Source organism: Pluralibacter sp. (assembly GCF_019237635.1).
Classification (GTDB): domain Bacteria; phylum Pseudomonadota; class Gammaproteobacteria; order Enterobacterales; family Enterobacteriaceae; genus Enterobacter_B.
Map to the genome: position 1 here is coordinate 30049 of NZ_JAFAGS010000081.1, position 24542 is coordinate 54590.

The 24542-nt window shown below is 55.9% G+C and carries 25 protein-coding genes; 19 read left to right on the forward strand and 6 right to left on the reverse strand.

Translation table 11 applies throughout. The features are described from left to right. Positions 1-123: 123 nt before the first annotated feature. On the forward strand, positions 124-1338 hold the full coding sequence (gene fabB, locus JO226_RS09755; RefSeq protein WP_293548241.1) for a beta-ketoacyl-ACP synthase I: 1215 nt from the start codon (positions 124-126) through the stop codon (positions 1336-1338). 103 nt (positions 1339-1441) lie between these two features. Here the strand turns inward: fabB and flk are convergent, their stop codons facing one another. Further along, positions 1442-2446, reverse strand: coding sequence for a flagella biosynthesis regulator Flk (flk, locus tag JO226_RS09760; RefSeq protein WP_293548244.1), 1005 nt, complete (start codon positions 2444-2446; stop codon positions 1442-1444). 108 nt (positions 2447-2554) lie between these two features. On the opposite strand from flk, the gene pdxB reads away from it, so the two are divergent. From pdxB to hisP, 15 genes are all read left to right on the forward strand, one after another. Next, the gene (gene pdxB, locus JO226_RS09765) at positions 2555-3691 is read left to right on the forward strand and encodes a 4-phosphoerythronate dehydrogenase PdxB (protein WP_293548246.1); all 1137 of its coding nucleotides are present in this window, start codon (positions 2555-2557) and stop codon (positions 3689-3691) included. Positions 3692-3758: 67 nt separating this feature from the next. Then, complete coding sequence (locus JO226_RS09770; RefSeq protein ID WP_293548248.1) at positions 3759-4772, forward strand: aspartate-semialdehyde dehydrogenase; 1014 nt, start codon at positions 3759-3761, stop codon at positions 4770-4772. Further along, a complete protein-coding gene (truA, locus tag JO226_RS09775) occupies positions 4772-5584 on the forward strand; it encodes a tRNA pseudouridine(38-40) synthase TruA (RefSeq protein WP_293548250.1) in 813 nt (270 codons plus the stop codon). The genes JO226_RS09770 and truA overlap by 1 nt, the downstream gene beginning before the upstream one ends. 29 nt (positions 5585-5613) lie before the next feature. Further along, a complete protein-coding gene (locus tag JO226_RS09780) occupies positions 5614-6282 on the forward strand; it encodes a DedA family protein (RefSeq protein ID WP_293548251.1) in 669 nt (222 codons plus the stop codon). Between the two features lie 176 nt (positions 6283-6458). Further along, positions 6459-7373, forward strand: coding sequence for an acetyl-CoA carboxylase, carboxyltransferase subunit beta (gene accD / locus JO226_RS09785; protein WP_293548253.1), 915 nt, complete (start codon positions 6459-6461; stop codon positions 7371-7373). Positions 7374-7443: 70 nt separating this feature from the next. Continuing rightward, positions 7444-8712 carry a bifunctional tetrahydrofolate synthase/dihydrofolate synthase gene (gene folC / locus JO226_RS09790; protein ID WP_293548255.1) on the forward strand — a complete coding sequence of 423 codons (1269 nt, stop codon included), beginning with the start codon at positions 7444-7446 and terminating at the stop codon, positions 8710-8712. Further along, on the forward strand, positions 8702-9412 hold the full coding sequence (gene dedD, locus JO226_RS09795) for a cell division protein DedD (RefSeq protein ID WP_293548257.1): 711 nt from the start codon (positions 8702-8704) through the stop codon (positions 9410-9412). The genes folC and dedD overlap by 11 nt, the downstream gene beginning before the upstream one ends. Before the next feature lie 199 nt (positions 9413-9611). Then, positions 9612-10100: a colicin V production protein gene (cvpA, locus tag JO226_RS09800; RefSeq protein WP_293548259.1), complete on the forward strand. Its 489-nt coding sequence runs from the start codon at positions 9612-9614 to the stop codon at positions 10098-10100. A gap of 33 nt (positions 10101-10133) precedes the next feature. Further along, positions 10134-11651, forward strand: a complete 1518-nt coding sequence (purF, locus tag JO226_RS09805; protein WP_293548261.1) for an amidophosphoribosyltransferase — start codon at positions 10134-10136, stop codon at positions 11649-11651. Positions 11652-11752: 101 nt separating this feature from the next. Next, positions 11753-12325 (forward strand): UbiX family flavin prenyltransferase, encoded by a 573-nt coding sequence (locus JO226_RS09810; RefSeq protein ID WP_293548263.1) that lies wholly within the window; start codon positions 11753-11755, stop codon positions 12323-12325. Between the two features lie 293 nt (positions 12326-12618). Continuing rightward, complete coding sequence (gene argT / locus JO226_RS09815) at positions 12619-13401, forward strand: lysine/arginine/ornithine ABC transporter substrate-binding protein ArgT (protein ID WP_293548264.1); 783 nt, start codon at positions 12619-12621, stop codon at positions 13399-13401. A gap of 257 nt (positions 13402-13658) precedes the next feature. After that, complete coding sequence (hisJ, locus tag JO226_RS09820) at positions 13659-14441, forward strand: histidine ABC transporter substrate-binding protein HisJ (RefSeq protein WP_293548265.1); 783 nt, start codon at positions 13659-13661, stop codon at positions 14439-14441. A gap of 67 nt (positions 14442-14508) precedes the next feature. Next, on the forward strand, positions 14509-15195 hold the full coding sequence (locus tag JO226_RS09825) for a histidine ABC transporter permease HisQ (RefSeq protein ID WP_293548267.1): 687 nt from the start codon (positions 14509-14511) through the stop codon (positions 15193-15195). Beyond that, a complete protein-coding gene (locus JO226_RS09830; RefSeq protein ID WP_293548268.1) occupies positions 15192-15908 on the forward strand; it encodes an ABC transporter permease in 717 nt (238 codons plus the stop codon). Before JO226_RS09825 ends, JO226_RS09830 begins: the two co-directional genes overlap by 4 nt. 7 nt (positions 15909-15915) lie before the next feature. Then, positions 15916-16689, forward strand: a complete 774-nt coding sequence (gene hisP, locus JO226_RS09835) for a histidine ABC transporter ATP-binding protein HisP (RefSeq protein ID WP_293548269.1) — start codon at positions 15916-15918, stop codon at positions 16687-16689. A 56-nt stretch (positions 16690-16745) separates the two neighbouring features. Here the strand turns inward: hisP and JO226_RS09840 are convergent, their stop codons facing one another. The 3 genes from JO226_RS09840 to yfcG are packed head-to-tail and all read right to left on the reverse strand — an operon-like array spanning position 16746 to position 18708. Further along, positions 16746-17639 (reverse strand): TIGR01777 family oxidoreductase, encoded by an 894-nt coding sequence (locus JO226_RS09840; protein ID WP_293548271.1) that lies wholly within the window; start codon positions 17637-17639, stop codon positions 16746-16748. 20 nt (positions 17640-17659) lie between these two features. Beyond that, a complete protein-coding gene (folX, locus tag JO226_RS09845) occupies positions 17660-18022 on the reverse strand; it encodes a dihydroneopterin triphosphate 2'-epimerase (RefSeq protein WP_293561385.1) in 363 nt (120 codons plus the stop codon). A gap of 59 nt (positions 18023-18081) precedes the next feature. Next, positions 18082-18708, reverse strand: coding sequence for a GSH-dependent disulfide bond oxidoreductase (yfcG, locus tag JO226_RS09850; protein WP_293548273.1), 627 nt, complete (start codon positions 18706-18708; stop codon positions 18082-18084). 147 nt (positions 18709-18855) lie between these two features. Here yfcG and yfcF point away from each other — a divergent pair, with 147 nt between their 5' ends. Genes yfcF through yfcD form a run of 3 tightly spaced genes read left to right on the forward strand, consistent with a single transcriptional unit; the run spans position 18856 to position 20707 of the window. Beyond that, positions 18856-19500, forward strand: coding sequence for a glutathione transferase (yfcF, locus tag JO226_RS09855; RefSeq protein WP_293548275.1), 645 nt, complete (start codon positions 18856-18858; stop codon positions 19498-19500). Positions 19501-19553: 53 nt separating this feature from the next. Continuing rightward, a complete protein-coding gene (gene yfcE, locus JO226_RS09860) occupies positions 19554-20105 on the forward strand; it encodes a phosphodiesterase (RefSeq protein ID WP_293548277.1) in 552 nt (183 codons plus the stop codon). 56 nt (positions 20106-20161) lie between these two features. After that, on the forward strand, positions 20162-20707 hold the full coding sequence (yfcD, locus tag JO226_RS09865; protein WP_293548279.1) for an NUDIX hydrolase YfcD: 546 nt from the start codon (positions 20162-20164) through the stop codon (positions 20705-20707). Between the two features lie 97 nt (positions 20708-20804). Here yfcD and pta read toward each other — a convergent pair whose 3' ends face one another. Continuing rightward, complete coding sequence (pta, locus tag JO226_RS09870; RefSeq protein ID WP_293548280.1) at positions 20805-22946, reverse strand: phosphate acetyltransferase; 2142 nt, start codon at positions 22944-22946, stop codon at positions 20805-20807. 77 nt (positions 22947-23023) lie between these two features. Further along, on the reverse strand, positions 23024-24226 hold the full coding sequence (gene ackA / locus JO226_RS09875) for an acetate kinase (protein WP_293548281.1): 1203 nt from the start codon (positions 24224-24226) through the stop codon (positions 23024-23026). Between the last annotated feature and the right edge of the window lie 316 nt (positions 24227-24542).

A 24542-nucleotide genomic window follows, 5' to 3' on the forward strand; every position in this document is an offset into this window, starting at 1 on the left:
TAACGATGTGTGCGAGGCGGCGCAAATTTATGCATTAATTGTCTGATCGGACTTGTTCGGCGTACAAGTGTACGCTATCGTGCGACACGAAACGTTAAATAGTGCGACTTACAGAGGTATTGAATGAAACGTGCAGTGATTACTGGCCTGGGCATTGTTTCCAGCATCGGTAACAACCAGCAGGAAGTCCTGGCATCTCTGCGTGAAGGACGCTCAGGGATCACTTTCTCTCAGGAGCTCAAGGATTCCGGCATGCGTAGCCACGTCTGGGGCAACGTAAAACTGGATACCACTGGCCTCATCGACCGCAAAGTTGTGCGCTTTATGAGCGACGCATCCATTTATGCTTTCCTGTCTATGGAGCAGGCGATTGCTGATGCTGGCCTCTCTGAAGAGGTTTATCAAAATAACCCGCGCGTTGGCCTGATTGCAGGTTCCGGCGGCGGCTCCCCGAAATTCCAGGTCTTTGGCGCAGACGCCATGCGCAGCCCGCGCGGTCTGAAAGCCGTAGGCCCTTATGTTGTGACCAAAGCGATGGCGTCCGGCGTTTCCGCCTGCCTCGCTACGCCGTTTAAAATCCACGGCGTAAACTACTCCATCAGTTCCGCCTGTGCGACTTCCGCACACTGCATCGGTAACGCGGTAGAGCAGATTCAACTGGGCAAACAGGACATCGTGTTTGCTGGCGGCGGCGAAGAGCTGTGCTGGGAAATGGCCTGCGAGTTCGACGCGATGGGCGCGCTGTCCACCAAGTACAACGAGACCCCGGAAAAAGCGTCCCGTACCTATGATGCGAACCGTGACGGTTTCGTTATCGCAGGCGGCGGCGGTATGGTTGTGGTTGAAGAGCTGGAGCATGCTCTGGCGCGCGGCGCCCACATCTATGCTGAAATCGTCGGCTACGGCGCAACCTCCGATGGCGCAGACATGGTGGCTCCGTCAGGCGAAGGCGCAGTGCGCTGCATGCAGATGGCGATGCACGGCGTTGATACGCCGATCGACTACCTGAACTCCCACGGCACGTCTACTCCGGTAGGCGACGTCAAAGAGCTCGGCGCTATCCGTGAAGTCTTCGGCGACAACAGCCCGGCAATCTCTGCGACCAAAGCAATGACCGGACACTCTCTGGGCGCCGCTGGCGTACAGGAAGCCATCTACTCTCTGCTGATGCTGGAACACGGCTTTATCGCCCCGAGCATCAACGTTGAAGAGCTGGATGAACAGGCTCAGGGTCTGAATATCGTAACCAAACCGACTGACGCGGCGCTGACGACCGTCATGTCCAACAGCTTCGGTTTCGGCGGCACCAACGCCACGCTGGTGATGCGCAAGCTTTAAGCGTAAAACGACTGACACTCCAGGGAGCCGAATGGCTCCCTTCTTTTTTTGTTTCCGGTTTGATTTTCCTGTTATGAATCCGCACGCGACAACAACGCCGCGCTTAGATAACCAGCCAGATAAGCACTAACACCACGACGATAGCAATCAGCATCAGGCCCGGGCGCGCTGACAGCGCTTTCACGTTGTCAATCAGCGGTGCAAACGGGCTGTAGATCGGCTGAATATTACGAATTTCCAGCGTGTCCAGTGAGCGCTGCTCGACGCGTTTGAGAAAGAGTTGATTGAGCAGTTCCTGCACCTGCGCGCTGGTCAGAATAGCCTGCGGCGTGACCTGCCAGTTTTGCTGCGCATAGTCGCGAATGAACTGCCACTCGTGGGGCTCCATCGGCTGTTTGAGTGCGGCCTGCACGCTATTGAGCGTCGGGGCGCTCTGCGTGCTGAGCGTCTGGCGCGCCTGCAGCCAGGTCATCAGCGCGTTGAAGTGCTTCGCCGGAATCAGTTCGCCGGTTTTTACCCCAGAAAGCTCAAGCATCGACTGCCAGATAATCTTGCTGGATTCCCCGGTGGCGGCCGACACCTTATTGACCAGTTGATTGAGCGTGTTGTGCTCCGCAGGCAGCAGGGGACGTGCGGTTCCCGGGCGCTGCTGAGGCTGCGGAATGTTCAGCTGATTGTTTTGCAGTAGTTGCAGCACATTACGCAACTGATCTGGCGTGAGTTGGCTGAGTGCCGTTTGTCCATACTGCTGGCGGATAAAGTCGCTGACCGCCTGACGGTTATTGCCAAGGTTCAGAAGCTCCGTCAGTTGGGATAGCGTCTGACGTACGCCCAGGTTTTGTTGGGCGCTTTCCAGGCGATGGTTAAGGTTCTGCTCCGCCGCCGGAAAGTGACGCGACAGTAGCTGAGCATCTCCCTTGAGACCCAAATCATGCTTAACACCGGCCCATACCTCTGCATTCTGCTGTGAAGTGAGGGCGATCAACCGGGTTATTAGCCGTTCAAGCACCGTACGCTGCTGGGAGGAGAGGGGCTGCTCGCCAATGGCGGAGGGGGGAGTACCTCCCGCAGGCGGGCGCGCGGGCATACCAGAGATGGGGTGCGTCATGAGAGATCCTGTGTGTCCTGGCGGTGTCATCCAGGTTGTCTGTGTTCCTGGCGGCAAGATTATGGCACACTTCCCCGGCTAACTCTCGTCTCACACAGGTACTGTACCGTGAAAATCCTCGTTGATGAAAATATGCCTTACGCCCGCGAGCTGTTCAGCCGCCTGGGTGAGGTAAAGGCCGTTGCCGGTCGCCCAATTCCGCAGCATGAGCTGGATGATGCGGACGCGTTAATGGTGCGTTCGGTGACGAAAGTAAATGAAGCGCTGCTCGCCGGAAAACCGGTCAAATTTGTCGGTACGGCAACGGCAGGCACCGATCATGTGGACGATGCCTGGCTTACACAGGCGGGAGTCGGTTTTTCGGCTGCGCCGGGCTGTAACGCTATTGCGGTTGTAGAGTATGTGTTTTCCGCGTTGTTGATGCTGGCGGAGCGCGATGGGTTTTCCCTGGCGGATCGCACCGTGGGCATCGTCGGCGTGGGCAACGTCGGCGGGCGTTTGCAAAAACGCCTTGAGGCGCTGGGGATCCGCACGCTGCTGTGCGACCCGCCGCGCGCCGATAAGGGCGACAATGAGGATTTCCGTTCGCTGGATGAGCTGGTGCAGGAAGCGGATATCCTGACGTTCCATACGCCGCTTTTTAAAGATGGGCCTTACAGGACGCTGCATCTGGCGGATGACGCATTGCTCCGTCGCCTGAAGCCGGGGACGATTTTAATTAACGCCTGTCGCGGCCCGGTGGTGGATAACGCCGCGCTGCTGGCGCGTTTGCAGGCGGGTCAGCCGCTCAGCGTGGTGCTGGACGTGTGGGAGCCGGAGCCGGATCTCAATACCGCGCTGCTCGCCCGGGTGGATATTGGTACGGCGCACATCGCGGGCTACACGCTGGAAGGGAAAGCGCGCGGGACAACGCAGGTCTTTGAAGCCTATAGCCAGTTTATCGGGCACCCGCAGCAGGTGGCGCTCGACTCGCTGCTTCCTGCACCGGAATTTGGCCGCATTACGCTTCACGGCGCGCTCGATGAGTCGACGCTGAAAAGGCTGGTACATTTAGTGTATGATGTGCGCCGCGATGATGCGCCGCTGCGAAAAGTAGCGGGAATTCCGGGTGAATTCGACAAATTGCGTAAAAATTATCTCGAACGACGTGAATGGTCGTCGCTGTACGTCATGTGTGACGATAAAGCGGCAGCCGAACTTTTGCATAAATTGGGATTTAATGCAGTTCACCATCCTGTCCGTTAATGTCTTCTTAAGACTCCCCCGTCAATATTCTGGCGGGGCGGTCATTATATTTCTGGAGTAAACCACCATGTCTGAAGGCTGGAATATTGCCATTCTGGGCGCCACGGGCGCCGTCGGCGAAGCCCTGCTCGAAACACTTGCTGAGCGCCAGTTCCCGGTGGGGGAAATCTATGCGCTGGCGCGATCTGACAGCGCTGGCGAGCATCTGCGTTTTGGCGGTAAATCCGTCAGGGTTCAGGATGCCGCCGCGTTTGACTGGACTCAGGCGCAACTGGCTTTTTTTGCCGCCGGAGCAGAGGCTTCTGCGACCTACGCCGAGGAGGCGGTTAACGCAGGCTGCCTGATTATCGATCTTAGCGGACTGTTTGCGCTCGAGCCGGACGTGCCGCTGGTGGTGCCGGAAGTGAATCCGTTCGTACTGGCCGACTACCGAAACCGTAACATCATTGCCGTACCGGGCAGCCTGACCAGCCAACTGCTGGCTGCGCTGAAACCGTTGATTGATGAGGGCGGACTGTCGCGTATTGCGGTCACCAACCTGCTGTCGGCGTCGGCGCAGGGCAAAAAAGCGGTCGATGCGCTGGCCGGTCAGAGCGCGAAGCTGCTCAACGGGATCCCTATCGACGAAGATGACTTCTTTGGTCAGCAACTGGCGTTCAACATCCTGCCGCTGCTGCCGGACAACGAAGGCAGCGTGCGCGAAGAGCGCCGTATTGTCGACGAGGTCCGCAAGATCCTACAGGACGAAGGCGTCATGATTTCCGCGCACTGCGTCCGCGCGCCGGTCTTTTACGGCCATGCCCAGATGGTGAGCTTCGAGGCGATGCGCCCGCTGGCGGCGGAAGAAGCGCGTGATGCCTTTGCCCGTGGCGAAGATATCGTCCTGTCGGAAGAAAACGAATTTCCAACCCAGGTAGGCGATGCTTCCGGCAGCGCGCATTTGTCGGTGGGCTGCGTGCGTAACGACTACGGCATGCCGGAGCAGATTCAGTTCTGGTCGGTTGCCGATAACGTACGTTTCGGCGGCGCGCTGATGGCGGTGAAGATTGCTGAGAAGCTGGTGCAGGAGTACCTGTACTGATGTCTGAAGTGGAACAGCTGCCGGTGTATAAAATCGCGCTCGGTATTGAATATGACGGTAGCAAGTATTACGGCTGGCAGCGACAAAACGAAGTGCGCAGCGTTCAGGAGAAGCTGGAAAAAGCGCTCTCGCAGGTCGCTAACGAGCCGGTGACCGTATTTTGCGCCGGACGTACTGATGCTGGCGTGCATGGCACCGGACAGGTTGTCCATTTTGAAACCCGCGCGGAGCGTAAAGACGCCGCGTGGACGCTGGGCGTAAATGCGAATTTGCCTGGTGACATTGCGGTGCGTTGGGTGAAATATGTCGCCGACGATTTCCACGCGCGTTTCAGCGCGACGGCGCGTCGTTATCGCTATGTCATCTATAATCATCGCCTGCGCCCGGCGGTGTTAAGCCAGGGCGTTACGCATTACCACCAGCCGCTGGATGTCGCGCGGATGCAGCGTGCCGCGCAGTGTTTGCTGGGGGAGAATGATTTTACGTCGTTTCGGGCGGTACAGTGCCAGTCGCGCACGCCGTGGAGAAACGTTATGCACATTAACGTTGAACGTTACGGTGCATATGTGGTGGTGGATATCAAAGCCAACGCGTTTGTACATCATATGGTGCGGAATATCGTAGGCAGCCTGATGGAAGTAGGCGCCGGAAACCAGCCGGAGAGCTGGATTGCAGAGCTGTTGGCCGCTAAGGACAGGACGCTTGCGGCGGCCACGGCAAAAGCGGAAGGGCTGTATCTCGTTTCGGTGGATTACCCGGAACGTTTCGACCTTCCAAAATCGCCTATGGGGCCGCTGTTTCTGGCGGACTAAATAATGCAGTCATTAAAGGTTAGACAACTATGGATTTGATTCGCTTTTTAATTGATTTCATTCTGCATATCGATGTTCACCTGGCCGAACTGGTCGCCAACTATGGTGTCTGGGTTTATGCCATTCTGTTTTTGATCCTGTTTTGTGAAACGGGCCTGGTGGTGACGCCGTTCCTGCCTGGCGATTCGCTGCTGTTTGTCGCCGGTGCGCTCTCCGCGCTGCCGACGAACGACTTGAACGTACACCTGATGGTGGCGCTGATGGTGGTAGCGGCGATTATCGGCGATGCGGTGAACTACACCATTGGCCGAGTGTTCGGCGAGAAGCTTTTTAGCAACCCGAATTCGAAGATCTTCCGCCGCAGTTATCTCGACAAAACCCACGCGTTTTATGAAAAGCACGGCGGGAAAACCATTATTCTGGCGCGTTTTGTGCCGATCGTCCGTACGTTTGCGCCGTTTGTGGCCGGTATGGGGCACATGTCCTACCGTCACTTTGCCGCCTATAACGTGGTGGGCGCGCTGCTGTGGGTGTTGCTGTTCACCTATGCAGGCTACCTGTTCGGCGATCTGCCTATCGTGCAGGAAAACCTGAAACTGCTGATTGTCGCGATCATTGTTCTGTCGATTCTGCCGGGGGTGATTGAAATCATCCGCCACAAGCGCGCCGCGGCAAAGCAGGCGAGACAGGTCAAATAACGCCACGAGCGTGGTAAAGCAGGGGACGAAGAGGGGTTCGACCACTTTTTTGTCCCATGTTTCTGGCTCTTATGTTTTAATGTGCAACATTTCATGGTCTGTAAGCGGTAAAAATGGCATTATTTGCCGCTTATGGCAAAACTGGCATCGACCAGGTTCAGGCAGAAAGGTTATCAATGAGCTGGATTGAACGAATTAAAAGCAATATAACCCCCACCCGCAAGGCGAGTATCCCGGAAGGGGTATGGACCAAGTGCGACAGCTGCGGTCAGGTTCTGTACCGTGCAGAGCTGGAGCGCAACCTGGAGGTTTGCCCGAAGTGCGATCACCACATGCGTATGACAGCGCGCAATCGCCTGCATAGCCTGCTGGACGAAGGAACGCTGGTGGAACTGGGTAGCGAACTTGAGCCGAAAGACGTGCTGAAGTTTCGTGACTCTAAGAAATACAAAGACCGTCTGGCCTCTGCGCAGAAAGAGACCGGCGAGAAAGACGCGCTGGTCGTAATGAAAGGTACGCTGTTCGGCATGCCTGTTGTCGCGGCGGCGTTTGAGTTCTCCTTTATGGGCGGCTCAATGGGCTCTGTGGTCGGCGCGCGTTTTGTCCGTGCCGTCGAACAGGCGCTGGAAAATAACTGCCCGCTGGTGTGTTTCTCCGCCTCCGGCGGCGCGCGCATGCAGGAAGCGCTGATGTCGCTGATGCAGATGGCGAAAACCTCTGCAGCGCTGGCGAAAATGCAGGAACGTGGTCTGCCATACATCTCCGTACTGACTGACCCGACCATGGGCGGCGTGTCCGCAAGCTTTGCGATGCTTGGCGATCTCAACATTGCCGAACCGAAAGCGCTGATCGGCTTTGCAGGCCCTCGCGTTATTGAGCAGACTGTACGTGAAAAGCTGCCACCGGGCTTTCAGCGTAGCGAATTCCTGATCGAAAAAGGCGCGATCGACATGATTGTTCGCCGTCCGGAAATGCGCTTTAAGCTTGCCAGCATCCTGGCGAAGCTGATGAATCTCCCGGCGCCGAATCCCGATACACCGCGCGAAGGCGTGGTGGTGTCGCCGGCACCGGATCAGGAACCAGAGGCCTGATAATGCAAAGGGCAGGGCCACCAGGCGCTGCCCTTTTTGCTTTTCTTAACCGTTAACAATCGCGGGCATCATGGAAAAAGACCAAATTCCTCTCGCCACGTCGCCCCTGGCCACGTGGCTTTCTTATCTTGAACATCTGCATACAAAAACGATCGATCTCGGGTTAGTGCGCGTGAGCGATGTGGCGGCGCGGATGGCCGTGCAGAAACCGGCGCCATTCGTCTTCACCGTCGCGGGAACCAACGGTAAAGGCACGACCTGCCGCACGCTGGAATCCGTCCTGATGGCCGCAGGCTATAAGGTGGGCGTCTACAGTTCGCCGCACCTGGTGCGCTACACCGAGCGGGTGCGGATTCAGGGCGAAGAATTGCCGGAATCGGCGCATACGGCTTCATTTGCCGCCATTGAAGCGGCAAGGGGCGAGACATCGCTGACCTATTTTGAGTTCGGCACCTTGTCCGCGCTGTGGCTGTTTAAAGCCGCTCAACTGGATGTGGTTATCCTCGAAGTGGGGCTTGGCGGCCGCCTGGACGCGACGAACATCGTGGATGCTGATGTTGCGGTGGTGACCAGTATTGCGCTGGATCATATCGACTGGCTGGGGCCGGACCGTGAAAGCATTGGCCGCGAGAAGGCGGGGATTTTCCGTGCGGGCAAACCGGCCGTGGTCGGGGAGCCGGAGATGCCGCAGACCATTGCCGACGTCGCGGTGGAAAAAGGGGCGCTACTGCGGCGCCGCGGCGCCGACTGGGCTTTTGAGGTGGCGAACGACAGCTGGCGGTTTAGCGATAAGCAGGGCGTACTGGGCGGTTTACCGCTGCCGCAGGTGCCGCAGCCTAACGCCGCGACCGCGCTTGCCGCATTGCGCGCCAGCGGGCTTTCGGTCAGTGAGCAGGCGATTCACGACGGTATCGCCAGCGCGATATTACCGGGGCGTTTTCAGGTCGTCAGTATGGCGCCGCGGCTTATCCTCGATGTGGCGCACAACCCGCACGCCGCGGCATACCTCGCCGGACGTCTCAAAACGTTGCCAAAGACCGGGCGCACGCTGGCGGTGATTGGTATGCTTCATGATAAAGATATTGCGGGTACGCTTGCGTGTCTGACGGATGTTGTCGATAAGTGGTACTGTGCGCCGCTTGAGGGGCCGCGAGGCGCGACGGCGGAACAGCTGGTGGAACATTTGCGTGATGGCGAAGTCTATGCCACTGTAACGCAGGCGTGGCATACGGCAATGGCCGATGCGCGCCCGGAAGATACGGTGCTGGTGTGTGGTTCTTTCCACACGGTAGCCCATGTAATGGAAGAGATGGACGCGGGGAGAACCGGTGGCGAGTAAGTTTCAGAATCGTTTAGTCGGAACCATTGCGCTGGTGGCGCTCGGGGTGATTGTGCTCCCCGGGCTGCTTGACGGGCAGAAAAAGCATTATCAGGATGAGTTTGCGGCGATCCCGCTGGTGCCGAAGCCTGGCGACCGGGATGAGCCGGATATGCTGCCTGCCGCAACACAGGCGTTACCGTCGCAGCCGCCGGAAGGGGCGGCGGAAGAGGTGCGGGCCGGGGATGCCGCTGCGCCTTCGCTGGACGCATCGCGAATGGCGGTTAACAGCGGCGGTAGCGATATCGACGAAACGCCAGCGCCGGTGATTCCGCCGAAGCCCAAACCGGTGGCGCAAAAGCCACAGCCACAGCCGCCGAAACCGACGCGTGATGTTGCCAGCGAGCAGCTGGCCGTGGCGACGGAGTCGGCGCCTGCGCCGCAGAAACCGGTTGCGGACAACATGCCCGCGCCGGTCGGCAAGGCCTATATCGTGCAGCTTGGCGCGCTGAAGAATGCCGACAAAGTCAATGAAATCGTAGGGAAATTACGCGGCGCAGGCTTTAAGGTTTATACGTCGCCTTCTACACCGACACAGGGTAAAATTACCCGTATCCTGGTGGGGCCTGACGCGTCGAAAGACAAGCTGAAAGGTTCACTGGGCGAACTGCAGCAGTTGTCGGGGCTGAGCGGCGTCGTGATGGGATATACGCCGAACTAATCCGTCCTTTGGCTGGCCGCTCTTCCGCAAGAGGAGAGGGCCTGCGCGAGGGAAAAAAGCCGTTATGGCACCTGGCGCTGAACATTTTTTCAGCGCTTTTTTTATTTTGTAGGGCACGGAAATCCCTACGCAAACGTTTTCTTTTTCTGTTAGAATGCGCCCCGAACCGGACGACAGGGCGTAACATCGTGGGACACATATGGTCTGGATTGATTACGCCATCATTGCGGTACTGGGCTTTTCTTGCTTGGTGAGCCTTATCCGCGGCTTTGTTCGTGAAGCATTATCGTTAGTGACGTGGGGCTGTGCTTTTTACGTGGCAAGCCATTACTATACTGATCTGTCTGTCTGGTTTACGGGCTTTGAAGACGAACGGGTTCGAAACGGGATTGCTATTGCGGCGCTGTTTATCGCGACGCTCATCGTTGGCGCTATCATCAACTACGTGATAGGTCAGCTGGTGGAGAGGACCGGTTTGTCGGGTACTGACAGGGTATTGGGGATCTGCTTCGGCGCATTGCGTGGGGTGCTGATTATCGCCGCTATTCTGTTCTTCCTCGACACCTTTACCGGTATGGCAAAGAGCGCAGACTGGCAGCAGTCGCAGTTTATTCCCTATTTTTCACCGGTTATCAGATGGTTTTTTGAATACCTTCAAAGCTCGTCAAGTTTCTTGCCCAAAGTATAAGCTTTGGGTCGTTGCTTAACGAGGAAAAGACGTATGTGCGGTATTGTCGGTATCGCCGGTGTTATGCCGGTCAACCAGTCGATTTATGACGCGTTAACGGTGCTGCAGCACCGTGGTCAGGATGCCGCTGGCATCATCACGATTGATGCAAACAACGGCTTCCGTTTGCGTAAAGCGAACGGCCTGGTGAGCGATGTATTTGAAGCCCGCCACATGCAGCGTCTGCAGGGTAATATGGGGATTGGTCATGTTCGTTACCCGACGGCAGGCAGCTCCAGCGCGTCTGAGGCGCAGCCTTTTTACGTCAACTCTCCTTATGGCATTACCCTTGCGCACAACGGCAACCTGACCAATGCCCATGAGCTGCGTAAAAAGCTGTTTGAAGAGAAACGTCGTCACATCAACACCACGTCTGATTCTGAAATCCTGCTCAACGTATTTGCCAGCGAGCTGGATAACTTCCGTCACTATCCGCTTGAAGCCGACAACATTTTTGCTGCAATTGCGGCGACTAACCGCCAGATTCGCGGGGCTTACGCTTGTGTGGCGATGATTATCGGACACGGTATGGTGGCCTTCCGCGATCCGAACGGCATTCGTCCGCTGGTGCTGGGTAAGCGCGATATTGGCGATGGCCGTACCGAATATATGGTGGCGTCGGAAAGCGTGGCGCTGGATACCCTGGGCTTCGAGTTCCTGCGCGACGTCGCGCCGGGCGAAGCTATCTACATTACCGAAAAAGGTCAGCTCTTTACCCGTCAGTGCGCGGATAACCCGGTCAGCAACCCGTGCCTGTTCGAGTATGTCTATTTTGCGCGTCCGGACTCTTTTATCGATAAAATTTCCGTCTACAGCGCGCGCGTTAACATGGGCACCAAACTCGGCGAGAAAATTGCCCGCGAGTGGGAAGATCTGGATATCGACGTGGTCATCCCGATTCCGGAAACCTCCTGCGATATCGCGCTGGAAATTGCGCGCATCCTGGGCAAACCGTACCGCCAGGGATTTGTGAAGAACCGCTACGTGGGTCGCACCTTTATCATGCCGGGCCAGCAGCTGCGTCGTAAGTCCGTACGCCGCAAGCTTAATGCTAACCGCGCTGAGTTCCGTGGCAAGAACGTGCTGCTGGTGGATGATTCCATCGTCCGCGGCACCACGTCGGAGCAGATCATTGAGATGGCGCGTGAAGCCGGGGCGAAGAAGGTGTATCTGGCTTCCGCTGCACCGGAAATTCGCTTTCCGAATGTGTACGGCATCGATATGCCGACCGCTAACGAACTGATCGCCCATGGCCGTGAAGTTGATGAGATCCGCCAGATTATCGGCGCTGATGGCCTTATCTTCCAGAACCTTGACGATCTGATCGACGCTGTGCGTGCTGAAAACCCGGATATCCAGCAGTTTGAATGCTCGGTGTTTAACGGCGTGTACGTGACGAAAGATGTCGATCAGCAGTATCTCGACTATCTGGATTCCCTGCGTAATGACGATGCCAAAGCGGTGCAGCGTCAGAACGAAGTGGAAAACTTAGAGATGCATAACGAAGGGTAATCTCCTCCGCTCCCCCGTTTCGTCAGAATCGGGGGACTGCTTCTTGCAACGGCCCGCCAAATGCGTCACAGTCTGCTCCAGGTGAATGGCGGGGCTACATCATGAAACGACTCATTGTTGGCATATCGGGCGCAAGCGGCGCAATTTACGGCGTGCGTTTACTGCAGATATTGCGCGATATTCCCGAGGTGGAAAGCCATCTGGTGATGAGTCAGGCCGCCCGACAGACGCTAACGCTGGAAACCGATTTTTCTCTGCGCGACGTGCAGACGCTGGCCGACGTGGTGCATGACGCTCGCGATATCGCCGCCAGTATCTCTTCCGGGTCATTTAAAACGGCAGGCATGGTGATTTTACCGTGTTCGATGAAGACGCTGTCCGGCATTGTGAACAGCTATACCGACGGTCTGCTGACCCGCGCGGCGGATGTGGTATTGAAAGAGCGCCGCCCGTTGGTGCTGTGCGTGCGCGAGACGCCGTTGCATCTTGGCCATCTGCGGTTGATGACCCAGGCGGCGGAAATCGGAGCGATGATCATGCCGCCGGTGCCGGCGTTTTATCATCGACCGCAGACGATTGATGACCTTATTAATCAGACGGTTAATCGGGTGCTGGACCAGTTTGACATAACTCTCCCCGAGGACCTCTTTACCCGCTGGCAGGGCGCACATTAGCTGCACTAATATAGTGCATGATTTGCCGCTTCGCCCTGGAATTGGGCGATTTTGTAACCCCGATCAAATCCTCAACATTTAATCCCTTTTTTCGCTGTTTAGCGCTGCGGTTTATTTGCCATAGCTGTTATCTTTCATTCTTGAGATATATTTGCAACGTTTTATTAACACGCTAGCGATTATTTTAAACCGATAGTCCAGAATGGCATGAAACGTGCATATGTGGATTGCAACACACAACACGATAAACAACATAACACACGCAACGGCATCATGAGACTTAAGGGTAATGTATGAAGAAGACAGTTCTGGCTCTCTCTTTATTGCTTGGGATCAGCAGCGCTTCCAGCGCTTTTGCGGCGCTGCCGCAGAACGTTCGCATCGGAACTGATGCGACCTATGCGCCATTTTCATCGAAAGATGCAAAAGGCGATTTTGTCGGGTTCGATATCGACCTGGGTAACGAGATGTGCAAACGCATGCAGATTAAGTGTACCTGGGTAGGCAGTGATTTCGACTCCCTGATCCCGTCGCTGAAGGCAAAGAAAATCGATGCCATTATTTCCTCCCTCTCAATTACCGAGAAGCGCCAGCAGGAGATAGCGTTCTCTGACAAGTTGTATGCGGCGGATTCACGTCTGATAGCGACTAAGGGCTCCCCGATTGTCCCGACCATTGACTCCCTGAAAGGCAAGCATGTCGGGGTACTGCAGGGCTCCACTCAGGAAGCGTATGCCAATGAAAACTGGCGTACCAAAGGCGTGGATGTTGTTGCCTACCAGAACCAGGATCTGATCTATTCCGACCTGGCCGCCGGTCGTCTTGATGCGGCATTCCAGGATGAAGTCGCCGCCAGCGAAGGCTTCCTGAAACAGCCAGCCGGTAAAGAGTATGCGTTTGCGGGTCCATCCGTTAAAGACAAGAAATTCTTTGGCGATGGCACCGGCGTGGGTCTGCGTAAGGACGATGTCGAGCTGAAAGCGGCATTTGATAAAGCGCTGGCTGACCTGCGCAAAGACGGTACTTACGACAAGATGGCGAAGAAATACTTCGACTTCAACGTCTACGGCGAGTAAGACGCTACAGGCCCGGCTTGCCGGGCCTTTCGGGCAAAACAGTGATCTATACAGGTGTGTATTAACCTTCGCCTGCTCTTTTATGGTGCAAAAAACGCACCATTTTGGTGAGGGTGTGCATAGTTAAGCATTTATAATGCAAAAAAGTGCTGCGTGAAGGGTGGAAAGTTTTGCCTTAATCGCCTAAAAGGTGGCACGATAACTGTTTCAGATATTTCTGTTAAACCCGTAAAAATGACAGTCTGTTGAGGATAGTTATGAAAAAACTGGCGTTGACGCTCTCTCTTGCGCTGGCACTTTCCAGTGTTTCTTGCGCTTTCGCAGCAATTCCGCAAAAAATTCGTATCGGTACCGATCCGACTTATGCGCCCTTCGAATCGAAAAACGCGCAGGGTGAACTGGTGGGTTTTGACATCGATCTGGCGAAAGAGCTGTGTAAGCGTATTAATACGCAATGTACCTTCGTCGAGAACCCACTGGATGCGCTGATCCCATCGTTAAAAGCGAAGAAGATCGACGTCATTATGTCCTCGCTGTCGATTACCGAAAAGCGCCAGCAGGAGATCGCCTTTACCGACAAGCTCTATGCAGCCGATTCTCGTCTGGTCGTGAAAAAAGGCAGCCCGGTAACGCCTGAACTCAGCACGCTGAAGGGCAAGCGCGTCGGCGTTCTGCAGGGCACCACGCAGGAAACTTACGGTAACGAACACTGGGCGCCGAAAGGCATTGAAATCGTCTCCTATCAGGGCCAGGACAATATCTACTCTGACCTGACGGCAGGCCGTATCGATGCGGCATTCCAGGACGAAGTCGCGGCCAGCGAAGGTTTCCTCAAGCAGCCAATCGGTAAAGATTACCAGTTCGGCGGTCCGTCGATTAAGGACGAAAAACTGTTTGGCGTTGGCACCGGTATGGGCCTGCGTAAAGAGGATAACGAGCTGCGCGAAGCGCTGAATAAAGCCTTTGCACAAATGCGTGCAGATGGCACTTACGAGAAGTTGGCGAAGAAGTACTTCGATTTCAACGTATACGGTGAGTAATCACTGCATTAGCCGCCGTTTCTGACGTTTCCAGAGACGGCGGTACTGGACAGACAGGACAGGCTGAATGCTGTACGGGTTTTCACAAGTTATTTTCCAGGGAGCCCTTGTCACACTTGAGCTGGCTATCAGCTCGGTGGTGTTGGCGGTGCTGATAGGCCTGGCGGGTGCGGCGGCGAAGCTTTCGGGCAATCGCGTGCTGGCGCTGATTTTTGAAGGGTATACCACGCTGATTCGCGGTGTACCGGATCTGGTGCTGATGCTGCTGATTTTTTACGGGCTGCAGATTGCGCTGAACACCGTGACTGACGCTATGGGGATGGCGCAGTTCGACATTGACCCGATGATTGCCGGTATTATTACGCTGGGTTTTATCTATGGCGCGTATTTTACCGAGACCTTCCGCGGCGCGTTTCTGGCGGTGCCGAAAGGGCACATTGAAGCCGCGACCGCCTTCGGTTTTACCAGCCGTCAAACCTTTCGACGTATTCTGTTTCCGGCGATGATGCGTTTCGCGCTGCCGGGGATCGGCAACAACTGGCAGGTTATCCTCAAAGCGACGGCGCTGGTCTCTTTGCTGGGACTGGAGGACGTGGTTAAGGCGACGCAGCTTGCCGGTAAGAGTACCTGGGAGCCGTTTTACTTCGCCATCGTCTGCGGCGTAATTTATCTGGTATTCACAACGGTTTCGAACGGTGTTCTGCTGCTGCTTGAGCGTCGCTACTCCGTGGGTGTGAAGAGGGCCGACCTGTGATCGATATTATTCAGGAATACTGGAAGTCCCTGCTGTGGACCGACGGCTATCGCTTTACCGGCGTGGCCATTACCCTGTGGCTGCTTATCTCCTCCGTGGTGATGGGCGGTATCCTGGCGCTGTTCCTGGCGATTGGCCGCGTCTCCAGCAACAAATACATCCAGTTCCCTATCTGGCTGTTTACCTATATCTTCCGCGGCACGCCGCTGTACGTTCAACTGCTGGTGTTTTACTCGGGGATGTATACGCTGGAAATCGTGAAAGGCACTGAACTGCTGAACGCGTTTTTCCGCAGCGGGCTGAACTGTACGGTGCTGGCGTTGACCCTCAACACCTGCGCGTATACCACTGAGATTTTTGCCGGTGCGATCCGCGCCGTTCCTGCCGGAGAGGTAGAGGCCGCTCGCGCATACGGCTTCTCCAGCGTGAAGCTCTATCGCTGCATTATTCTGCCTTCCGCGCTGCGTATTGCGCTGCCGGCCTACAGCAACGAGGTTATCCTGATGCTGCACTCCACGGCGCTGGCGTTTACGGCCACGGTGCCGGATTTGCTGAAGATAGCCCGCGATATTAACTCGGCGACCTATCAGCCCTTTACGGCATTCGGTATCGCCGCGGTGCTGTATCTGATTATCTCTTATGTGCTGATTAGCCTGTTCCGCAAGGCGGAAAAACGCTGGCTGCAACATGTGAAACCCTCTTCGACACACTGAGAACATCATGCCTGACAATAAATTAAACGTAATCGATCTGCACAAACGCTACGGCGAACATGAAGTGCTGAAAGGGGTGTCACTGAAGGCTAATGCCGGTGATGTGATCAGTATCATTGGCTCATCGGGGTCGGGGAAGAGTACCTTCCTGCGGTGCATTAACTTCCTCGAGAAACCGAGCGCAGGCAACATTGTGGTCAGCGGTCAGAATATCTCGCTGGTGCGTGATAAAGACGGGCAACTGAAGGTGGCGGACAAAAACCAGCTTCGCCTGCTGCGCACCCGCCTGACAATGGTGTTCCAGCACTTCAACCTGTGGAGCCATATGACGGTGCTGGAGAACGTCATGGAAGCCCCGATTCAGGTGCTGGGTCTGAGCAAGCAGGAAGCCCGCGAGCGCGCAGTGAAATATCTGGCAAAAGTGGGTATTGATGAGCGCCAGCAGATTAAATACCCGGTGCATCTTTCCGGCGGCCAGCAGCAGCGTGTGTCCATCGCCCGCGCGCTGGCAATGGAACCGGAAGTGTTGCTGTTCGATGAGCCGACCTCGGCGCTTGACCCTGAACTGGTCGGCGAAGTGCTGCGTATCATGCAAAAGCTGGCGGAGGAGGGGAAAACCATGGTGGTGGTCACGCACGAGATGGGCTTTGCCCGCCACGTGTCATCGCACGTGATTTTCCTGCACCAGGGGCTTATCGAAGAAGAGGGGCATCCGGATGAACTGTTCGGCAACCCAAAAAGCCCACGCCTGCAGCAGTTCCTCAAAGGTTCGCTGAAGTAACCCGTCTAAAACCCGGTAACGCGCGTTACCGGGTTTTTAGCATGCTGCTGACGGCATCATTTCACCACGTTCGCCAGCGCTTCTTCTAAGTCATACCAGCGAAATGCGAAACCGCTCTCTTCAAGGCGTTTTGGCAGCGCCCGCTGCCCGCCCAGCACCAGCGCTGAAGATTCGCCCATCAACAGCCGTATTGCCGCAGCGGGTGTGCGGAAAATCGCCGGGCGATTCAGGGCATGCCCGAGTGCGTGAGCAAACTGTTCGTTCCGAACCGGGTAGGGTGACACCATATTAAACGGTCCACGGAGGGGGTTATCGAGCAGCCAGAGAATGCCGTTTACCATATCATCGATATGGATCCACGCCAGATACTGACGCCCGCTGCCAATCGGCCCGCCGAGCCCGAGCTTAAACGCAGGCATCATTTTCGACAGAATACCGCCTCTTGGCGCCAGCACCACGCCGGTACGTAGCAGACAGACGCGGGTCGTGTCGCTTTGCGCCTGCAGGGCGATTTGCTCCCAGCGGGCGCAAAGCTTGTGGGTAAATTCGTTGTGCGGCGGCTCATCTTCGGTGACGACCACTTCGCCGAGATCGCCGTAATAACCCGCCGCAGAGCCCGAAATTAAGACCGATGGGGGCGTACTGCCCGCTCTGAGTAAATCAACCAGTTTCTGGGTTATCTGCCAGCGGCTGTCGCACAGACGCTGCTTTTGCTGGGCCGTCCAGCGTTTGTCGGCAATGGATTCCCCGGCGAGGTTAATGACAGCATCAATACCGTCGAGATTCTGGCAGGCATCGAGCCCTTTCCACAATTCGACGCGCGCATCGAGCCGCTGGCGTGCTCTTTCCGGACTACGGGTCGCCACGATAATCTGGTGGCCGAGTTCAAGCAGACGCGGGATCAGATGACGGCCAATCAGCCCCGTACCGCCGGTAATCAGGATTTTCATGCAACCTCCCGGGTTGCGCTTTAGCGTCGCCAGCTCATGGTCATCGACACGGAGTCGGCATACCGCAGCGCGTGAAGTTTATCGATCTCTACTTCAGCATAAGTGACCCAGTGATGTTCGCATGCGATGTTGAGCACATCCTGAGTTAATTTTTCCAGCAAAGAGAAGCGGTTATTCTCAATATGTTGAATGATGGCTTTGGTGATGGTGCGGTAGTTCAACGCATCGTTGATATCTTCGCTGTTACGCGCTTTTTCGGCGGGATAGTGGATGGCGACATTGATAGTGACGTCCTGCCGGTTGGCGATTTCCTCTTCTTTGATGCCGATAAAGGTACGCAGACGCAGATTTTTAATGCGGATGATGGCATCTGGCTGGGACATAGACATTGCAGGTTTCCTCCTTATTGTTATCCCAGCCATAATACATGAAAAGGGCGGGATTAAGCTTGCGCCTTCTGCATCGCCAGAACCGTTGCCGGGCGCTGACTGATGCGCTCAAACCAGTTCTTCACTGCCGGGAAATTGTCGAGGTCAATACGCTGGCGTTGGTGGGCGTTGATCCACGGCCAGCAGGCGATATCCGCAATGCTGTAGTGTTCGCCGCCAAGCCAGGGGGAGACCTCGAGCCGCTTATTCAGCACGTTGTATAACCGCAGAGTCTCAACCTGATAACGCTCGATGGCGTACGGCACTGGTTGAGGCGCAAAATGATTGAAATGATGGTTTTGCCCAAGCATAGGCCCCAGTCCGCCCACCTGCCAGAACAACCACTGCAGGGTGACGTGGCGTTCTCGCAACTCTCCGCTGAGCAGTTTTCCTGATTTTTCCGCCAGATACAGCAATATTTCCCCTGATTCAAACAGGGCCAGCGGCGCGCCGCCGTCCACAGGAACGTGGTCGACGATGGCCGGGATTTTATTATTCGGTGAAATCGACAGGAACTCCGGGCGGAACTGGTCGCCCTTACTGATATTGACACGTATCAGCCGGTAAGCCAGCTGCGCTTCTTCAAGGAACAGCGTGACTTTGTGGCCGTTTGGGGTAGGAGCATAATAGAGATCAATCATCTTAACTCCCGAACTCAGGTGATTATTGTTGTGGGCACCGCTTTTCGAGTATAGGCGGCGAAGACCACTCTGTGAGTTTTCATCAAGTGACAGCCTGGAAAAGACGCGATATGTTGAAGTATTCACCCGTTAGCCGTTGAGGAAACTATGAGCCGTCCTGTGATTACGCTGTGGTCAGATTCTCAGTTTTATTCGCCATATGTGATGTCCGTCTACGTCGCTTTGCAGGAAAAAGGCCTGCACTTTAGTGTGAAAACCGTTGATCTCGACCGTGGCGACCATCTGCAGGATAGCTGGAAAGGCTACGTGCAGACGCGTCGCGTGCCGTTGCTGGAGGTGGATGCGTTCGAACTCAGCGAATCATCAGCGATTACGGAGTATCTCGATGAGCGCTTTGCGCCGCCGCAGTGGGAGCGTCTCTACCCGCACGACCTCGAAAAACGCGCCCGCGCCCGGCAGATTCAGGCCTGGCTGAGAAGCGACCTGATGCCGATTCGCGAAGAGCGCCCGACGTCAGTCATCTTTGGCGGCTTGACGCTGTCGCCGCTGAGCCCGACGGCGCAGGCGAGCGCGGCAAAGCTATTTAGCACCGCCGGGGCGTTGCTGGCGCATGGCAAACCGAATCTGTTTGGCGAGTGGTGTATTGCTGATGCCGATCTTGCGCTGATGATTAACCGACTGATGCTGCACGGCGACGACGTACCGGAGGTTCTGGCGGATTACGCTGCATTCCAGTGGCAACGTGCCTCAGTACAGCGTTTTGTGGCGCTTTCAGCGACACGCGCAGGCTGAAGAGAGTCGCGTAATCCGCTATGATAGTGCGGTTATTTGTGGAGAAATGATTGATGAAACTGATGTTTACATCGGATATTCACGGCGCGCTGCCAGCCACAGAATGCGTACTGTCACTGTTTGCGGAAAGCGGCGCGCGTTATCTGGTGGTGCTGGGCGATGTGTTAAACCACGGACCGCGTAATGCCTTGCCACCCGGGTATGCGCCCGCAGAGGTCGCAGAACGGCTTAATACGCAGGCCGCACGCATTATCGCCGTGCGCGGCAACTGCGATAGCGAAGTGGACCAGATGCTGCTGAAATTCCCTATTACTGCGCCGTGGCAGCAGGTCTTGACGCCAAATCAGCGGCTGTTCCTGACGCATGGGCATCTGTTCAGCCCGGATAACCTACCGCCGCTGGCAACTGGCGATGTGCTGGTTTATGGTCATACTCATATTCCGGTTGCCGAAAAACGGGGCGATATCTTCCATTTTAATCCCGGCTCCGTCAGCCTCCCGAAAGGGGGATATCCCGCCAGTTTCGGCATGTTGGACGGAGATAAATTGCAGGTTTTAGCACTCAATGATCAACGGGTTATTGCAGAGGTGGCAATTAACCCGTAATTTACCCGTCAACTGCACAACGCGCCGCAAGAGCGCATGAGAGAGAAGGTTTTCTGATGGTGGAGCAGAATCATTTGGCAAGCACGGAATGGGTGGATATCGTCAACGAAGACAATGAGGTGATTGCGCAGGCCAGCCGCGAACAAATGCGCGCGCAGTGCTTGCGCCATCGTGCAACCTACATTGTGGTTCACGACGGCATGGGAAAAATTCTGGTGCAACGCCGCACTGAAACCAAAGACTTTATGCCAGGCATGCTGGACGCGACTGCGGGCGGCGTGGTGCAGGCCGATGAGCAGATGCTTGAGTCCGCTCGCCGTGAAGCGGAAGAGGAATTGGGCATTGCCGGTGTGCCGTTTGCCGATCATGGACAGTTTTATTTTGAAGATAAACACTGCCGCGTGTGGGGCGGTCTTTTTAGCTGCGTCTCTCACGGCCCGTTTGCGTTGCAGGAAGAAGAGATCAGTGAAGTGTGCTGGTTAACGCCGGAAGAAATTACCGCGCGCTGCGATGAATTCACCGCAGATTCCCTGAAAGCGCTGGCGCTGTGGATGACCCGCAATGCGAACAATGAAACGCACGCTGAGGAAGAAGCCGAATAATTTCGTGCTGAACGGCGGGCATAAAAAAATCCGGAACGGTTTCCCGCTTCCGGATTTTTTTCGCCTTAAAACCGCCCGCGAACGGGCGGGGAAAGGATTACTGCTGCTGTGAAGACTGGATCGCGGTCAGTGCGATGGTGTAGACGATATCGTCAACCAGCGCGCCACGGGACAGGTCGTTCACCGGCTTGCGCATCCCCTGCAGCATCGGCCCGATGGAGATCAGGTCGGCAGAACGCTGTACCGCTTTGTAGGTGGTGTTACCGGTGTTCAGATCCGGGAAGATGAACACGGTAGCGCGACCGGCAACCGGAGAGTTCGGCGCTTTGGATTTCGCAACGTCAGCCATGACTGCGGCATCATACTGCAGCGGGCCGTCGATCATCAGGTCAGGACGTTTTTCCTGCGCCAGACGAGTCGCTTCACGCACTTTCTCTACATCGCTACCCGCGCCAGAGGTGCCGGTGGAGTAGGAGAGCATCGCAACGCGCGGCTCGATACCGAAGGCAATCGCGGAGTCGGCAGACTGAATCGCGATTTCCGCCAGCTGTTCTGCGGTCGGGTCCGGGTTGATCGCGCAGTCGCCGTAAACGTAAACCTGTTCCGGCAGCAGCATGAAGAACACGGAAGACACCAAGGAGCTGCCCGGCGCCGTTTTGATCAGCTGCAGCGGCGGACGAATGGTGTTTGCTGTGGTATGCACCGCGCCAGAAACCAGACCGTCAACTTCGTCCTGTTCCAGCATCAGGGTACCGAGAACCACGTTGTCTTCCAGCTGTTCGCGGGCGACGGCTTCGGTCATACCCTTGCTCTTACGCAGCTCAACCAGACGGGCGACGTAGCTTTCGCGTACCACTTCAGGGTCAACGATTTCGATACCCGCACCCAGTTCAACGCCCTGAGACGCCGCGACGCGATTGATTTCGTCCGGGTTGCCCAGCAGCACGCAGGTCGCGATGCCGCGCTCTGCACAGATAGCAGCGGCTTTAACGGTACGCGGCTCGTCGCCTTCCGGCAGAACGACGCGTTTGCCCGCTTTACGCGCCAGCTCGGTCAACTGGTAACGGAAGGCTGGCGGAGACAGACGACGGCTGCGCTCGGAGGTCGCCGTCAGGGATTCGATCCAGTCTGCGTTGATGTAGCCAGCAACGTATTCCTGGACTTTCTCGATACGCTCGTGGTCGTCAACCGGGACTTCCAGGTTGAAGCTCTGCAGGCTCAGCGAGGTCTGCCAGGTGTTGGTGTTAACCATGAATAACGGCAGGCCGGTGGCGAAGGCACGTTCGCACAGCTTGTTGATGCGCTCATCCATTTCGTAGCCGCCGGTCAGCAGGATGGCGCCGATATCCACGCCGTTCATCGCGGCCAGACAGGCGGCAACCAGCACGTCAGGACGGTCAGCGGAAGTCACCAGCAGGGAGCCTGCGCGGAAGTGCTCCAGCATGTGCGGAATGCTGCGTGCGCAGAAGGTTACAGATTTCACGCGGCGGGTGTTGATGTCGCCTTCGTTGATCACGGTGGCATTCAGGTGGCGAGCCATGTCGATTGCACGGGTCGCAATCAGATCGAAGCTCCACGGCACCGCGCCCAGAACCGGCAGCGGACTGGATTCCTGCAGCTTAGCCGGATCGACTTTGATGACTTTTGCTTTGGAAGAGTCATCGAAGATTTCGGACAGGTCAGGGCGGGTACGGCCCTGCTCATCAACCGGGGCGTTCAGCTTGTTCACGATAACGCCGGTGATGTTGGTGTTTTTCGCGCCGCCGAAGCTGCTGCGGGTCAGTTCGATACGCTCGTTCAACTGCTCCGGCGTGTCGGTGCCCTGAGACATCACGAACACGATTTCCGCGTTCAGCGTTTTCGCGATTTCGAAGTTCAGCGACTGCGCAAACTGGTGTTTACGGGTCGGCACCAGACCTTCTACCAGTACGACTTCAGCATCGGTCGTGCTGGAGTGGTAGTTGGCGATGATCTCTTCCATCAGCACGTCTTTCTGATTGCTGGAGAGCAGAGACTCTACGTGGCTCATCTTCAGCGGCTCAGCCGTCTGAAGATTGGAGTTTTTGCGCACGATAGTGGTGGTCTGGTCTGGTGCATCGCCGCCAGCACGCGGCTGGGCGATAGGTTTGAAGACGCTCAGACGAACGCCTTTGCGTTCCATAGCACGGATGACGCCAAGGCTGACGCTGGTCAGACCGACGCTGGTTCCGGTAGGGATCAGCATAATAGTACGGGACACGGTTTATCCTCTTTTGGTTACCGCCGCACAGGGCGGGATACAAAACAGCACCGCCAGCGTTGGCTGGCGGTGTGGAATCAGGCAGTCAGACGAGCTGCGTCTTGCGCGATGACCAGTTCTTCGTTGGTTGGGATAACCACCGCAGGACGGGTACCTTCTTTGTTGATGAAGCCGGACTTGCCGAAACGGGCAGCCAGGTTACGTTCGTGATCAACTTCGAAGCCCAGAACGCCCAGTTTACCCAGGGACAGTTCGCGAACCATCGCCGCGTTTTCACCGATGCCGCCGGTGAAGATGACGGCATCCAGACGACCGTCCATCAGCGCGGTGTAGGAGCCGATGTACTTCGCCAGACGATGGCAGTAAACGTCCATTGCACGTTTAGCATCTTCTTTGCTGGTGTAGTTGTCTTCAACATAGCGGCAGTCACTGGTGACTTCGGTCAGACCCAGCAGACCAGATTCTTTGGTCAGCAGCTTGTTAATCGCGTCAACGCTCATGCCCAGCGTGTCGTGCAGGTGGAAAACGATAGCCGGGTCGATGTCACCGGAACGGGTGCCCATGACCAGGCCTTCCAGCGGGGTCAGACCCATAGAGGTGTCAACACACTTGCCGTTACGGATAGCGGAAACAGAACCCCCGTTGCCCAGGTGGCAGGTGATGATGTTCAGTTCTTCAACCGGCTTGTTCAGGACTTTAGCGGCTTCCTGCGTTACGTAGAAGTGGCTGGTGCCGTGAGCGCCGTAGCGACGGATGCCGTGTTCTTTGTACAGGCTGTACGGCAGGGCATACAGGTAAGATTCTTCCGGCATGGTCTGATGGAACGCCGTGTCGAATACCGCCACGTTTTTGTTTTTCAGATTCGGGAAGGATTTCAGCGCTTCAGCGATACCGATCAGGTGAGCCGGGTTATGCAGCGGTGCGAAAGAGGCTGCATCTTTAATTCCCTGAATAACGGAATCATCGATAATGACAGAGCTGGTGTACTTCTCGCCGCCGTGTACGATTCGGTGACCAATTGCGGTCAGCTGGGCAGACAGTTCTGGTTTTTGTGCCAGAATAGTGTTAACGATAAAGTTCAGCGCTTCACTGTGAGCGGCGCCTGCACCTAAAGCCGCTTCTTGTTTGCCGCCATCCATTTTCCACTTAATACGTGCTTCAGGAAGATGGAAACATTCGGCTAAACCAGAAAGGTACTCATCACCGTTGAGCGCATCGATGATGGCGAATTTCAGTGAGGAGCTACCGCAGTTCAGAACCAGTACTAACTTACTCGACATGGAAGTACCTATTTATGATACGTGGCTAAAAAAACGTCAGTGAGTCACAGAGCGTAGCGCATGATGACGCTGACATTTATGATTAACATCATGCCTGATACTTTTTTCAGGCATAACGAAAGAAATATCTATTGATTCTATGCCATTTTGCGCAATTTTCAGCCGATGGCAGAATGTGCGATAATTTGACGAATCGTGAATCAGGGTCTATGCCCTGGTCAGGCCGGCACAGGATACCTGATTGCCACATCCTTTGCCAAAATCTTTTGAACGATGTCATGCCCAGTTGTTGTTTTGTAAAATTATTTGATTTTTT

What these genes read in the sequence shown, in the direction of transcription:
- folX (WP_293561385.1), bottom strand. Translation starts at nt 18,022, where the DNA reads ATGTCCCAGCCAGATGCCATCATCCGCATTAAAAATCTGCGTCTGCGT.
- yfcF (WP_293548275.1), top strand. Translation starts at nt 18,856, where the DNA reads ATGAGCCGTCCTGTGATTACGCTGTGGTCAGATTCTCAGTTTTATTCG.
- purF (WP_293548261.1), top strand. Translation starts at nt 10,134, where the DNA reads ATGTGCGGTATTGTCGGTATCGCCGGTGTTATGCCGGTCAACCAGTCG.
- fabB (WP_293548241.1), top strand. Translation starts at nt 124, where the DNA reads ATGAAACGTGCAGTGATTACTGGCCTGGGCATTGTTTCCAGCATCGGT.
- folC (WP_293548255.1), top strand. Translation starts at nt 7,444, where the DNA reads ATGGAAAAAGACCAAATTCCTCTCGCCACGTCGCCCCTGGCCACGTGG.
- JO226_RS09770 (WP_293548248.1), top strand. Translation starts at nt 3,759, where the DNA reads ATGTCTGAAGGCTGGAATATTGCCATTCTGGGCGCCACGGGCGCCGTC.
- argT (WP_293548264.1), top strand. Translation starts at nt 12,619, where the DNA reads ATGAAGAAGACAGTTCTGGCTCTCTCTTTATTGCTTGGGATCAGCAGC.
- hisP (WP_293548269.1), top strand. Translation starts at nt 15,916, where the DNA reads ATGCCTGACAATAAATTAAACGTAATCGATCTGCACAAACGCTACGGC.
- JO226_RS09825 (WP_293548267.1), top strand. Translation starts at nt 14,509, where the DNA reads ATGCTGTACGGGTTTTCACAAGTTATTTTCCAGGGAGCCCTTGTCACA.
- truA (WP_293548250.1), top strand. Translation starts at nt 4,772, where the DNA reads ATGTCTGAAGTGGAACAGCTGCCGGTGTATAAAATCGCGCTCGGTATT.
- cvpA (WP_293548259.1), top strand. Translation starts at nt 9,612, where the DNA reads ATGGTCTGGATTGATTACGCCATCATTGCGGTACTGGGCTTTTCTTGC.
- flk (WP_293548244.1), bottom strand. Translation starts at nt 2,446, where the DNA reads ATGACGCACCCCATCTCTGGTATGCCCGCGCGCCCGCCTGCGGGAGGT.
- accD (WP_293548253.1), top strand. Translation starts at nt 6,459, where the DNA reads ATGAGCTGGATTGAACGAATTAAAAGCAATATAACCCCCACCCGCAAG.
- JO226_RS09780 (WP_293548251.1), top strand. Translation starts at nt 5,614, where the DNA reads ATGGATTTGATTCGCTTTTTAATTGATTTCATTCTGCATATCGATGTT.
- yfcG (WP_293548273.1), bottom strand. Translation starts at nt 18,708, where the DNA reads ATGATTGATCTCTATTATGCTCCTACCCCAAACGGCCACAAAGTCACG.
- yfcE (WP_293548277.1), top strand. Translation starts at nt 19,554, where the DNA reads ATGAAACTGATGTTTACATCGGATATTCACGGCGCGCTGCCAGCCACA.
- hisJ (WP_293548265.1), top strand. Translation starts at nt 13,659, where the DNA reads ATGAAAAAACTGGCGTTGACGCTCTCTCTTGCGCTGGCACTTTCCAGT.
- JO226_RS09840 (WP_293548271.1), bottom strand. Translation starts at nt 17,639, where the DNA reads ATGAAAATCCTGATTACCGGCGGTACGGGGCTGATTGGCCGTCATCTG.
- yfcD (WP_293548279.1), top strand. Translation starts at nt 20,162, where the DNA reads ATGGTGGAGCAGAATCATTTGGCAAGCACGGAATGGGTGGATATCGTC.
- ackA (WP_293548281.1), bottom strand. Translation starts at nt 24,226, where the DNA reads ATGTCGAGTAAGTTAGTACTGGTTCTGAACTGCGGTAGCTCCTCACTG.
- JO226_RS09810 (WP_293548263.1), top strand. Translation starts at nt 11,753, where the DNA reads ATGAAACGACTCATTGTTGGCATATCGGGCGCAAGCGGCGCAATTTAC.